Raw genomic sequence first — 12106 nt, 5'->3', positions numbered from 1 at the left:
CCGACAGGAAGCCACCATGTCCGTGTTACGCACCTTGTCGTCGGTTGCCGCCCTGTCGGCGCTGGTCCTGCTGGGTATCCAGCAGGCACCGGCGCAAACGGCGGCGCCCCCCCGTACCAGCTTCGTTCCGTTGGCGCGGGGTGTTCCGGGAGTGCTGTATGAACCGGCGGTTATCGGCCCCAAGGCCGGGACCGCCATCTTCATCATGCATTCTGCTGCCGACTATCTGAGCTTTCCCGGCTGCACAGAGCTGTCACAGCGGGGATATCGCGTTCTCTGCGCCAATAACAGCAGCAGCAAATCCGGCATCTCCAACGACGGCATGCTGGATCAGGTATTGATGGAGGCGAAGGAAGGTGTGGCCTGGCTGCGCCGCCATCCCGGCGTGAAGCATGTGGTTCTGCTGGGCCATAGCGGCGGCGGCACGGTCATGAGCGCCTATCAGCTCATCGCCGAGAAGGGGACCGGGATTTGCCAGTCGGCGGAGAAGATCTGGAAATGCCCAGACAGCCTTGCCGGTCTGCCGGCCGCCGACGGCCTGATGCTGATCGACAGCAATTGGGGCCTGGGCGCCATGACGCTGTTCAGCCTGGATCCCGCCGTGAAGGACGAAACGGCGGGGATGGAGCTGGATCCGGCGCTGGACATGTTCAACCCGGCCAATGGCTTCACCCCGTCAGGCTCCAGCTACAGCCCGGAATTCACGGGTAAATTCCTGACGGCCGCGGGGCAGCGGAACAACGCCCTGATTGCCAGGGCGCAAACGGCGCTGGCCGACATTCAGGCGGGCAAGGGGCCATTCACCGATGATGCGCCCTTTGTGGTTCCGGGCGCCATCCTGCTGGGCAGCAATAACAAGCTATTCGCCCAGGATGTCCGCCTGATGTCGCGGACCCGCAAACCCTGGCCCCTGATCCATCCCGGCGGTCGTGTGACGACCGGGGTCGTAAAGACTGTCCGGGTGCCGGAAAACACCCGCAACAACTCCCCCTCCCTGATCAAGGGGGCGCTGAAGACGACGGTACGCAACTACCTTAACAGCTATGCCGTGCGCACCCTGCCCGACTTCAGCTATGATGAAAGCGGTGTCCAGGGCATCGACTGGACGTCCACCTATGCCAGCCCGCCGGGCAACGTGCAGGGGGTGACGGCGCCGCTGCTGGTCATGGGCATGACAGGCCATTGGGAGTTCCTGGCCGCTGAAACCATCTATGAACAGGCGCAAAGCCCGGACAAGACCATCGCCTTCGTCGATGGGGCCACCCACCTGTTCGATACCTGCAAAGCCTGTGAGCGTCAGCCCGGCGAATTCGGCGACACGCAAAAAGCCACCTACGACTATATCGATGCCTGGCTGGCAAAGCCCGGCCGCTTCGGTGGCCGTTCCGGTGGATGAAGGAGGACATGAAAATGCGCTTCACCACGGGCCGCCGCGCCCTTCTCACCACCTGTCTGCTGGCCATCTCCGTCTCCGGTGCCCTGGCGCAGCCGATGCCGGGCAGTGTCGGTCACGACCGGCAATTGCTGGTCAATGCCCTGCCGGCTTCGACCAAGCTGACGGTGACAAGCCCGGGTTTCGTCCAGGGTGACGACCTGCCCTTGTCCGCCACACAGTACGGTGAGAATCTGTTTCCCGGTTTGAGCTGGTCGAAAGGACCGGCCGGAACCCGCTCCTACGTCGTGGTCATGCAAGGGACGCGCGGACAGGAAGGATCAGTCGACGCCGGCACCAGCATCCATCTGACCTTGTACAATATTCCGGCCAACACCCTGTCCCTGACGCCCGGCCACCTGACCGCCCCTGAGGGGGCCGGTTTCGGCCCCAATGTGCATGGTCCTGTCGCCGGATATGCCGGCCCCCACCCGCATGATACGCGCCGCCATGCCTATCATTTCCAGGTCGTGGCGCTGGACACCTTGTTGCCCCTGTCCGGAGAGGTTACGTTCGCCGCCCTGCAGGACACCATGAGGGGCCATGTGCTGGCCAGTGGTGATCTGGTGGGCTATGCGGCCGGTCCGTCGCAGAAGGCCGGCATTGCCGCCACTACCACACCGGTGACGGTGGAGACAGGTCTGCTGACCGGGGCCACCGGCCGGAATCCGGACATCGCCGTCTATCGCGGCATCCCCTATGCCGCACCGCCAGTCGGTGACTTGCGCTGGCGGGCACCGGCAGCCCCCCTGGCCTGGGATGGTGTGCGCAAGGCCGACAGTTTCGGTCCTGCCTGCCCGCAGCCCGGCGGCGACATGGCCGGTGGCCTGCCGCAAAGCGAGGATTGCCTGACGCTGAATGTCTGGACCGGCGCCCAACCGGGCAGTCAGCAGAAGCGCCCCGTCTATGTCTGGATCTATGGTGGCGGCTTCATCGGCGGCACGGGTGCGAACCCGGAATTCGATGGCGAAGGTCTGGCCGCCAAGGGCGTCGTCGTCGTGACCTTGAATTACCGTGTCGGCGTGCTGGGCTTCCTGGCGACCCCGGAGCTGAGCCGGGAGTCTGGACACAACGCCTCGGGCAATTACGGGCTGCTGGACGATATCGCCGCGCTGCAATGGGTGAGGCGCAATATCGCGGCCTTTGGCGGTGACCCGGAACAGGTGACGATCGGCGGACAATCGGCGGGCGCCGGCTCGGTAGGGTTCCTGTCCATGTCGCCGCTGGCCACCGGCCTGTTCCGGGCCAGCATCGGACAGAGCCATGCCCGGTATCCGCGTGATACGGAGCTGCGGTACCTGTCCGTCTCCTGGCGTGCCAAGGACGCCGCCGAGACGGCGGGAAGCGCGTATATTGCAAGATATGGCACGAAGACGCTGGCTGAGCTACGACAGCTCCCATGGCAGACCCTGATTGAGGGCTCCAACACCATTGATGCCAACGTGGAGACGGGCAGCGACGGCAAGCCGCCCCTGTTCCGCCCCGTGATTGATGGCTGGATCATTCCGCAATCCTATTGGGACACCTACCAATCGGGCACCCAGAACAAGGTGAAATATGTTGCCGGCAACAACAAGGATGAGACGGGTGCCGTGCCCGAAACGGCGGTGCCTGCCATCCGGGCCAGCACGACCCCACCCCGTCCCGGCATGCCGCAGACCAATGTGACCCTGGCCCAGTTCCAGGCAGCCGCAAAGCGCAAGTTCGGGCCGCTGGCGGATGAATTCCTGAAACTCTACCCCGCCACGAATGATGACGAGGCAGCACGGCAGAACAACATTGCCGCGCGCGATAATTCACGCATCTCCACCTGGATGTGGGGCACCTTGTGGACCAAGGCCAACAAGGTTCCGGTTCATACCTATTTCTGGACCCATGCGGTCCCGGGTCCGACACAGGCGACCCGCGGTGCCTATCACGGCTCCGAAATTCCCTATGTGTTCAACAGTCTGGACAGGCTGGACAAACCCTGGACCGCCGAAGACCGGCATATTGCGGATGTCATGTCGTCCTACTGGGCCAACATCATCAAGAAGGGCGACCCCAATGCACCGGGTCTGCCGGAATGGCCGGCCTATAGCGCGCAGGTGCCGCAGGTGATGGAACTGGGCGACAATTTCCGCCCGATCCCGGTGTCCAGTTCGGAACGGGCCGACTTCTGGAAGCGCTTCTACGCCACCCAGCCGGCCTGGTGACCCATTTCAATGATCGGGAGACAGTGAGAACTCAATCGGAACGTGCCGAAACCCGCCAGAAGAAAAGCCGCCCCTTGATCGCCGATCTGGAGCAATGGCTGCGCACCAGCCGTGCCCGCTTGTCGCCCAAGTCGGATCCTGCCAAGGCCATGGACTATGCCCTGAACCGGTGGGATGCCATGACCCGATTCCTGGAGGACGGGCGTATCTGCATGTCGAACAAAGCCGCCGAACGCACCCTGCACGGCATCGCCGTCGGAAGCCGGAACTGGACCTTCTGCGGCTCCGATGTCGGCGAGGCCCAGCCGCTCGGAGTATCGGATGGACAGATATTGGCTGCCCCGGTCCGAATAGTGGACCAGTCCAGATTTTCCGGCCGGCCGGCGCTGATGCAGGGCCTGCTCCAAGGCATCCAGGACAAAGCCAGCGTCGGCCGTGCGGGATACCCGCCATCCGACGATCCGCCGGGCAAAGGCATCGATGATGAAAGCCACATAGACAAAGCTGCTCCAGGTGGACACGTCGGTGAAATCGGACAGCCACAGTTGATCGGGCCGGTCGGCCCGGAACTGCCGGTTCACCCGGTTCAGCGGACAGGGTAAGGCCTTGTCGGCAATGATGATTTTCACCGGCTTGCCGCGGATGGCACCCCGAAGGCCCATCTCCCGCATCAGCCGCGCGACCGTGCAGCGCGCCACCTGGATGCCCTCGCGCTGCAACTGCCGCCACACTCCGGATCAGGTCCGGGGCAGGCTTTTGCGCACCCCATAGACCTGGAAATTCTCGTCGAACACCCGCCGGATATCGGCCTTCAGACCGGTATCGCGCTGATCGATTCAGGCCTCGCCCGCTGTCAGGGGCGCAGCACGGCCGCGCCCCTGACATGTCCGGCTCGGAGATCGTCGAGCGCCCGGTTCGCTTCGGCAAGCGGATAGAGGGTTACATGGGTCGTGATATCGACCTGCCGTGCAACCCGTATAAAGCCGGCGGCGTCGGCTCTGGTCAGGTTAGCGACCGACATGATCTGGCGCTCGCCCCAAAGCCAGCGATAGGGAAATGCTGGGATATCCGTCATGTGGATGCCGGCACAGATCACGCGGCCGCCCTTGCGGACGGCGCGCAACGCCGCCGGAACCAGGGCGCCGACCGGCGCATAGAGGATGGCGGCGTCGAGCGGTTCCGGCGGCATCTCTGCCGATGAGCCAACCCAGTCCGCCCCCAGCGAGCGGGCAAAGGCCTGGGCGTCCGTGTCGCCCGGGCGGGTGAAGACGAACACCCGCCGCCCCTGCCAGCGGGCGACCTGCAGGATGATATGCCCGGCCGCACCGAAACCGTAGATGCCGAGCCTGGGCGCGTGGCCGGCCATGACCAGCGACCGCCAGCCGATGAGGCCGGCGCAAAGCAGGGGCGCCACGGAGGCGTCGTCATCCTCCAGCCCCTCCAGGGGGTAGGCGTAGCCTGCATCCGCGATCATATGCGTCGCGAAGCCGCCATGCCTTGTGCAGCCGGTGAATTGCGGCCCGTCGCACAGGTTCTCGCGTTCGTCCCGGCAATAGGCGCAGCGGCCACAGGTGTGGCCCAGCCAGCCGACCCCGACCCGCTCGCCAAGCCGCCGCACCGTGACGCCCGGGCCAACGGCATCGATGGTGCCGACGACCTCATGACCTGGTATGATCGGCAGGCACGTCTCGGGAAGCTCCCCGTCCACGACATGCAGATCGGTCCGGCAGATGCCGCAAGCCGCGACCTTGATACGGACTTCGCCCGGTCCCGGTGCAGGATCGGGCCATTCGACCGGCTCCAGCGGACTGCCGGGCCGGCGCAGGAGCATGGCACGCATGGATGCTTCTCCCCGGAGAGTCTCGATCATGTGATCGTGATGGAACCCGGTATCAGTCCTGAAGCACATAGGTTCCCGGCGCGTCCGCCAGGGCTGGGAACCCCGCGGCGGGCGCCCCCGTGCCGGGCGGCGGCGTGGGCGGCCCGGACCGTTCCATCAGCCAGGCGAACCATTCCGGCCACCACGAACCGTGCAGCATGGGCTCGCTGTCGGCCCAGGCATCGGGGTGGATATAGGGCTGGGTGCTTGAGCGGGTCCTGATCTGGTAGCTGCGCCCCGGATGCCCCGGTTCGGAGACGATGCCGGCATTGTGCCCGCCGCTGGTCAGCAGGAAGGTCACGTCGGTGTCAGTCAGCAGGTGGATCTTGAAGGCCGATCGCCAGGGCGCGACATGGTCGGCCCTGGTCGCCACCGCAAAGATGGGAATGCGGATATCGCTCAGCGCCACCGGCATGCCATCGACGAGATAACGGCCCTCGGCCAGGTCGTTGTCCAGGAACAGATGGCGCAGATATTCGGAATGCATGCGGTAAGGCATGCGGGTCGCGTCGGCGTTCCAGGCCATCAGGTCGGTCACGGCTTCCCGCTCCCCCATCAGGTAGTTGCGGACCAGGCGGGACCAGATCAGGTCGTTGGAGCGCAGCAGCTGGAAGGCGCCGGCCATCTGGCGTGCATCCAGGAAACCCTGCTCCCACATCATATCTTCCAGGAAGGTGACCTGGCTTTCATTGATGAACAGCATCAGTTCCCCGGCCTCGGTGAAGTCGGTCTGCGTCGCCAGCAACGTGACGGACCGCAGACGCTCGTCCCCGTCGCGCGCCATTGCGGCCGCGGCGATGGACAGCAGCGTGCCGCCCAGGCAATAGCCGACCGCATGCACCCCTTCTCCCGGCACGATTGCACCAATGACGTCCAGTGCCGCCATCACACCCCGGCGCCGATAATCCTCCATGCCCAGATCCCGGCAGTCGGGATCGGGGTTTCGCCACGAGATCGCGAAGACCGTGAAGCCCTCATCCACCAGATGCCTGATCAGCGAGTTTTCCGGTGACAGGTCGAGGATATAATATTTCATGATCCAGGCCGGCACGATCAGCACAGGCTGTGGCCGCACCATCGGCGTGCTGGGTGCATACTGGATCAGCTCGATCAGCCGGTTGCGGTAGATCACCTTGCCTTGGGTCGCCGCGATATCCTTGCCGACCTTGAACCGCTCCGTTCCCACCGGCTTCTTGCCCGACACCGCCCGCTCCCAATCCTCGACCAGGTTCTGGGCGCCGCGCAGAAGGTTCATTCCGCCCTGCTGCACCGTGTGCTGCAGCAATTCCGGATTGGTGGGAAGGAAATTCGCGGGAGAGACCATGTCGAGGATCTGGCGGGACACGAACTCGATGACGCGTTCATGCTGCCGGCTGACCCCGCGGACGCTGGTCGATGCATTGTGCCACCATTGCTGGGTCAGCAGGAACGCCTGATGGATCATGTTGTAGGGCGGCTTCTGCCAGGCATCGTCGACGAAGCGGCGATCATGCGGCAGCGGGGTGATGCATCCACCGGCCTCATGCCTGCCCGCCGCGCAGTGTGCGGCATAGGTGCCAAGCCGCAGGGTTTTCCGGAATGTCTTGTCCAGGAGTTGCATCTGCTTACCCGGACTGACGGCAAGATGCGATGCCCAGTCCAGGTAGGCGCCCGCCAGGGCCGCCGGCGAAAGGCCGGCCGTGAAACGGGCGATGCCCGCATGCACGGCCCGGTCGGCAATGTCGCCGATGGCCGTCACCGCATAGGAGTCCCTGCCTAGCAGGCGCTGGGACGGTGCTCCGTCCCCATCGTCGGCCTGAAACACCGGAACCGGTAAAGGATGTCCCGGCCTGGGCCCTCCCTTCGGGACGGACGGGATGTCTTGGTTTTCGACGATCATGTTCATGTCCTTGTCGGCAAAGGTCGGCCGGATGGTCCCATCATCAAAGGCGCCGATGCCCGCTGCTGTCGTTGACATTGATCAAGTCTTTCAAGGACACCTGCGGTGGTCGACGATATTCTCGGAGTCCTGTCCGTCTTGGGCTCAACGCCATTGCAGCCGGTTGATGGCGGTGCGTAGGGGCCGTGCCGCCTGATCATAATCGTGCCAGACGGGATTGCCTTGCAGGAGGACAGGTACCGTGCGCAGGGTGAAACGGCCGGCCCCCGTCGGACAGGATGGGGAGACTTGTCGTCCGTCATGCTTCCACCTCGCCCGACGTCGATGAGCATCGCAGTTCATCGCGGCCACATTATGCCGCTGATCGATGACGGCCTTGATCTCCGTCATGTCGCGACGCGCGCAACAAAACTGCACCGAGCCGTTCATCTCCTCCTGACCGGAGGTCGATCATGTCCGGATGTTCACCCTGACCGGCACGCAAGCGGTGGGTATGCTGGCGGCGGCAGCCGGGCGGCCTGTTGGCATGGCCCGTGCCGAGAAGCGCCGCCGGACCGGCATGGCGTCCGGGCTGGTACTGGCGAAGCACGACCTGATACCGGCGGCACAGTTGCCGACCGATCTGCTGGTGTCTTGACCCGCCGGAGGCCGCGTTCCAGCTTCACCGCATCGGCGGTAGCCATGCGCAGATAGAGCCGGGCCTGGGCCCGCCATTTCTCCGGCAGGCGCGGCGTGGGATCCAGGAGGTGGGCGATGGCGATGCGGGCGCGCAATAGCGCCCGGAAACAGCGATAGAAAAGGAACAGCCCGTCGGCCGGATGCTCGCCCAGCCGGATCGCCAGCCGGCGGCGAAGCTGCGCGCCGACCCAATCGGCGCCAAGCCGGCGGCATTCCACGTCCAGGAACGCCAGTTCATCCAGTGGGTCCAGGGTCCGGAGAACGGCGGAGAATTCCAGCCGGTCGATGAAGGTGATCCTGCCGGACAGCCAGATATGTTCGGGCCGCAGATCGCCCTGGGCGTCGACGATCCGGTGCCGCCGCCGTCCCAGAACCCCGGCGTGCAGATACAGGAAGCGTCGCAGGACCCGGATGATCCGCTCCACGGCTCCATGATGCAGGCCGCAATGCCGGTCCAGCAGGATGCGCCGGTTGAAGACCAGGGCCCGTGCCCACGAGGCGGACTGCTGGCCGGGGTGCAGAACGATATGCGGGGCCGCTGCATAGAAGGCCGCCAGCGCCCGGGCGATCCGGTCCACCTCTACCGGTTTCAACCGGTGCGCTGCGATGACCGCCGCCAAGTTGCCGGCTTCCGGCAGCCGCCGCATCACCAGCAGCCAGTCCACGACAAGGCCCTGCCCGCCGATGGACAGTCCCGCCGGCGTGAGGACCAACGGCACCACGCCCAGATAGACATCCGCGGCCGTGCGCCGGTTGACGCGGAACTCCGTGCGGCAGGCCGTCGCCCGGCGATCGATGGTGGAATAATCGAGATAGGAGAAGCGTACCGGCTTCTTCAGCTTGTACACCAGATTGCCGGCCAGGAAGACCCAGGCCATGTGGGTTTCCAGCGCCTCGACGGTGGTGACGCCGGACGGGTAGCTGCCGGGGCGGCGTAGAAAGCCGACCTTGTCCTCAAGGCTGACAGCGGACGGATCGGAAAGGTACGGCCCCTCCATCAAGGATGCGCTCCTTGACGCCGGTCATTGAGACGGCCTCCGCCGGTGGTGCAGCATCGTTCCCCACATTCAGGCTGGAGAACGATATGCTGTTCCACGACCGATCCGACGCCGGGCGCCTGCTGGCGCAGGCGCTGAAATCCTATGAGATCCGGCGGCCGCTCATCCTGGCCTTGCCGCGCGGCGGCGTGCCGGTGGCGGCGGAAGTAGCGGCAGCCCTCAAGGCGCCGCTGGACCTGGCACTGGTCCGCAAGATCGGCCTTCCGGGCCAGCCCGAACTGGTCATGGGTGCCATCATGGATGGCGACCATCCCATCGTGGTGCGCAACGAGGCGGTACTCCGGCAGGCGGGCATCGATGAGGCCACCTTCGCCCGCCACGCCGAGGCCGAACGCATGGAGATCGACCGTCGCCGCCGGCTGTATCTGGGCGGACGGGCGCGCACGGACATCGCGGGACGGGTCGTCGTCGTCATCGATGACGGCCTCGCCACCGGTGCCACGGCCAAGGCCGCCTTGCGGGCCTTGAGGCTGCTCCACCCGGCCGAACTTGTCCTGGCCGTTCCCGTCGCCCCCCGCGGAGCGATAGCCGAACTGACAGCGGAGGCGGACAAGCTTGTCTGCCTGGAGCAGCCGCCGGTGTTCGCGGCCGTGGGCGCCTTCTATGAGGATTTTCATCAGGTCGGTGACACCGAAGTAGTGGCCATCCTCAATCGCTTTCCCGCCAATGGGGCTTGAGAGGGGAAGCGGACCCGTCACAGATGTCCCTCTTCGAACGGCAGGCAGGAGAGGCCGAACCGCGCCATTCCCTCCTCCAGGTAATCCGCCAGCAGCGGCATGCCCAGCAGGTAGGAGGCCGTCCGGTTGTTGTGCGCCCGGGCCGCTTCGGCCCGCAACTCTTTCCAGTCGGCCAGGTCGCCATCCCCCCGCCCCAGCCAGGCCAGCGCGACAAGATCGACCTGCTCGTCCTCGTTCAAGGACTGGATGCAGGCAGTGAGTTCGGTGCGCACCGGATCGTCGCGATGGTCCTCCAGCACGGCGCGCATCCCGTCGTCGCTGGCATTGGAACCGGGATCGGGGTCGGTGACGGCATCCTTCACATCATATTGACGCGCCTTGACGACGATGAAGCAGATCTTCTGCGGCGAGATCGACAGGCTGGGTGGCTGCGGCGCCATCGCTGTTTCCTCCGGAGGGGCAGGCTCCAGCCCATCCGGAACCGCTGCTGCCATAATCGCATCGGGAAACGCAGCCGCATTGCGCAAGATCAAGCCGCCCCCATGATAAGGGGCGGCGATGGCCGCAGGGATGTTGACCGCCGTCATGGAATGACACCGCCGCTTCATGAAAATGGCGATGTCCTTTTTCCACAAGCGGAGGTTTGTCATGGAAGCGGATCGCAAGATTCAACAGGATGTGATCGCGGAACTCGACTTCGACCCCAGCCTCGATGCCAGCCATATCGGTGTGGCCGCCTATGATGGCGCCGTCACGTTGACGGGGCATGTCGCCAGCTTTGCGGAGAAACTGGCCGCCGAGCAGGCCGCCTTCCGCGTGCGCGGCGTCCGGGCCGTGGCGCAGGAACTGGAAGTCCACCTGCCCAGTGACCGCAAGACCGCCGATGACGAGGTCGCGGAGCGGGTCGCGCGTATCCTGAAATGGGATATCGCCGTCCCGGACGACAAGATCCACGCCCGGATCGAAAACGGCATCGTCACCCTGACGGGCGAGGTCGCCTGGCAATACCAGCGGCGTGCCGCCGAAAATGCCGTGCAACGGCTGAGCGGCATCATCGATGTCATTAACCACATCAGGGTACGGCCGCTGGTCAATGTCGGCGATGTGCGCGTCCGGATCGAGGATGCGCTGCGCCGCCGGGCCGAACTGGATTCCGCGCGCATCCAGGTGGAGGCGACGAACGGCACGGTGACGCTGGAAGGCTATGTGCACGACCTTGGTGAGATCGAGGCGGCAAGCCGGGCCGCCTGGTCGGCCACCGGCGTCAACGCCGTGGTCAATCATCTGAAGATCCTATGAAATGGCGCCGGCCAGCGGAGCGCTCCGCTGGCCGGCATCTTTCCATGCGGCTTCGGTTCTGCCGCCTGCGTGGCTGCCATCATGGCCAGGCGGGCCTTCCTGTCCAAGGCAAGGCCGTACGGCCGGGCCACCCGGCCGGGTCAGGCGTTCGCGTTTCTGGTGGCATCGCCATCCTGCACCCCCGAATTCCAGAAGGGGCTGGTGATGGCGGCGAAATCGGATTCGAGGCGTTTCCTCTCTTCCTCCAGCCACGCACTCTGGATGTCCAGGGCGGCGCGGAGGTCGTTGCAGCCGTTGAGCTTTTTCAGGGCCTGCAGGGTCGATTCCGCGCCTTCATGCCGACGCTCCATCCAGCCGTTGGTAGCCGGCAGGGCGGCCCGCAACATGTCCAATTGCCATTTCATCCACATCTCCACGGGCCATGTCGCCCATGCGAGAGCTTGCCCGTCGAACCCGTTCGAAACGGGCAGCGCCCCCGGGCCACCCTTGACGGCGGAAGTCTTGCCAGTGTGCTTTTCCATGATTTCCTCCTGATCCCTTGCGTGGTGGGCCAACCGGCCGTCCGCAGCCCATGGCGCTGCTCCGGCCCGTGCCCGGTACATTCTCCAGGACGATAACGGGGAAGTACGGATACGCCTTTGATCGTGGTCAACAAGGGGTGGGTTTCCATCGAAAACCCGGTTGGTCAAAAGACTGCACCATCCGGCCAGACATTGTGTCGATGCCGTTGACCGGCATCAATGCCGGCCCCGCCTTCCTGTTCTGAGATTGAGTCCGCCAGCGGCCGATGCCGACATCGTCCAGGTCGGCACCATGGTGGCCGAGGCCGTCGCCAAGGTCGGCCGGGAAGGTGCGGTGACCATCGATCCGGCTAAGGTCATCCGGCTGGCGCTGCAGGATGCCGCCTCGGTGGCGGGCCGGCTGCTGACGACGGAGGTGGTCATCGCCGAACGTCGCGAGACCGGCAGGCGCGCCCGCGACGGATTACCCCATGGAATGAACGGTTGAA

General features: G+C 65.1%; 11 protein-coding genes and 2 pseudogenes. 6 read left to right on the top strand and 7 right to left on the bottom strand.

What is annotated here, in order from left to right; all coding sequences use genetic code 11:
• Positions 1-16 precede the first annotated feature (16 nt).
• The 3 genes and pseudogenes from AC1Q7F_RS14460 to AC1Q7F_RS14450 form a co-directional block, all read left to right on the top strand.
• On the top strand, positions 17-1396 hold the full coding sequence (locus AC1Q7F_RS14460) for an alpha/beta hydrolase family protein (RefSeq protein ID WP_492507981.1): 1380 nt from the start codon (positions 17-19) through the stop codon (positions 1394-1396).
• Positions 1397-1410: 14 nt separating this feature from the next.
• The gene (locus tag AC1Q7F_RS14455) at positions 1411-3627 is read left to right on the top strand and encodes a carboxylesterase family protein (RefSeq protein WP_492507980.1); all 2217 of its coding nucleotides are present in this window, start codon (positions 1411-1413) and stop codon (positions 3625-3627) included.
• Positions 3624-3863: pseudogene (locus tag AC1Q7F_RS14450) on the top strand (IS66 family transposase); the annotation flags it as partial. The gene AC1Q7F_RS14455 and the pseudogene AC1Q7F_RS14450, both read left to right, overlap by 4 nt.
• On the opposite strand, the pseudogene AC1Q7F_RS14445 reads toward AC1Q7F_RS14450, so the two are convergent.
• The 5 genes and pseudogenes from AC1Q7F_RS14445 to AC1Q7F_RS14425 form a co-directional block, all read right to left on the bottom strand.
• Positions 3843-4457, bottom strand: a pseudogene (locus AC1Q7F_RS14445) (IS3 family transposase); the annotation flags it as partial. The pseudogenes AC1Q7F_RS14450 and AC1Q7F_RS14445 overlap by 21 nt on opposite strands.
• Positions 4458-4480: 23 nt before the next feature.
• Complete coding sequence (locus AC1Q7F_RS14440) at positions 4481-5467, bottom strand: zinc-dependent alcohol dehydrogenase family protein (RefSeq protein ID WP_492507978.1); 987 nt, start codon at positions 5465-5467, stop codon at positions 4481-4483.
• Positions 5468-5519: 52 nt separating this feature from the next.
• Positions 5520-7244: a PHA/PHB synthase family protein gene (locus AC1Q7F_RS14435; protein WP_492507976.1), complete on the bottom strand. Its 1725-nt coding sequence runs from the start codon at positions 7242-7244 to the stop codon at positions 5520-5522.
• Between the two features lie 285 nt (positions 7245-7529).
• Complete coding sequence (locus AC1Q7F_RS14430; protein WP_492507974.1) at positions 7530-7775, bottom strand: hypothetical protein; 246 nt, start codon at positions 7773-7775, stop codon at positions 7530-7532.
• Between the two features lie 74 nt (positions 7776-7849).
• Positions 7850-9061 (bottom strand): hypothetical protein, encoded by a 1212-nt coding sequence (locus AC1Q7F_RS14425; RefSeq protein WP_492507972.1) that lies wholly within the window; start codon positions 9059-9061, stop codon positions 7850-7852.
• A gap of 14 nt (positions 9062-9075) precedes the next feature.
• Between AC1Q7F_RS14425 and AC1Q7F_RS14420 the strand changes: the two genes are divergently transcribed.
• A complete protein-coding gene (locus AC1Q7F_RS14420) occupies positions 9076-9798 on the top strand; it encodes a phosphoribosyltransferase (RefSeq protein ID WP_492507970.1) in 723 nt (240 codons plus the stop codon).
• Positions 9799-9815: 17 nt separating this feature from the next.
• On the opposite strand, the gene AC1Q7F_RS14415 is transcribed toward AC1Q7F_RS14420, so the two are convergent.
• A complete protein-coding gene (locus AC1Q7F_RS14415) occupies positions 9816-10238 on the bottom strand; it encodes a DUF3775 domain-containing protein (RefSeq protein WP_492507968.1) in 423 nt (140 codons plus the stop codon).
• A 208-nt stretch (positions 10239-10446) separates the two neighbouring features.
• Here AC1Q7F_RS14415 and AC1Q7F_RS14410 point away from each other — a divergent pair, with 208 nt between their 5' ends.
• Positions 10447-11097 carry a BON domain-containing protein gene (locus AC1Q7F_RS14410; RefSeq protein ID WP_492507966.1) on the top strand — a complete coding sequence of 217 codons (651 nt, stop codon included), beginning with the start codon at positions 10447-10449 and terminating at the stop codon, positions 11095-11097.
• A gap of 140 nt (positions 11098-11237) precedes the next feature.
• On the opposite strand, the gene AC1Q7F_RS14405 is transcribed toward AC1Q7F_RS14410, so the two are convergent.
• Positions 11238-11618, bottom strand: coding sequence for a hypothetical protein (locus tag AC1Q7F_RS14405; RefSeq protein WP_492507965.1), 381 nt, complete (start codon positions 11616-11618; stop codon positions 11238-11240).
• 247 nt (positions 11619-11865) lie between these two features.
• On the opposite strand from AC1Q7F_RS14405, the gene AC1Q7F_RS14400 reads away from it, so the two are divergent.
• The gene (locus AC1Q7F_RS14400; RefSeq protein ID WP_492508361.1) at positions 11866-12105 is read left to right on the top strand and encodes a hypothetical protein; all 240 of its coding nucleotides are present in this window, start codon (positions 11866-11868) and stop codon (positions 12103-12105) included.
• Position 12106: the final 1 nt, after the last annotated feature.

Source organism: Niveispirillum sp. GW835-FHT14G11, from assembly GCF_058793615.1.
This window is presented reverse-complemented; position numbering and strand designations above follow the sequence as displayed.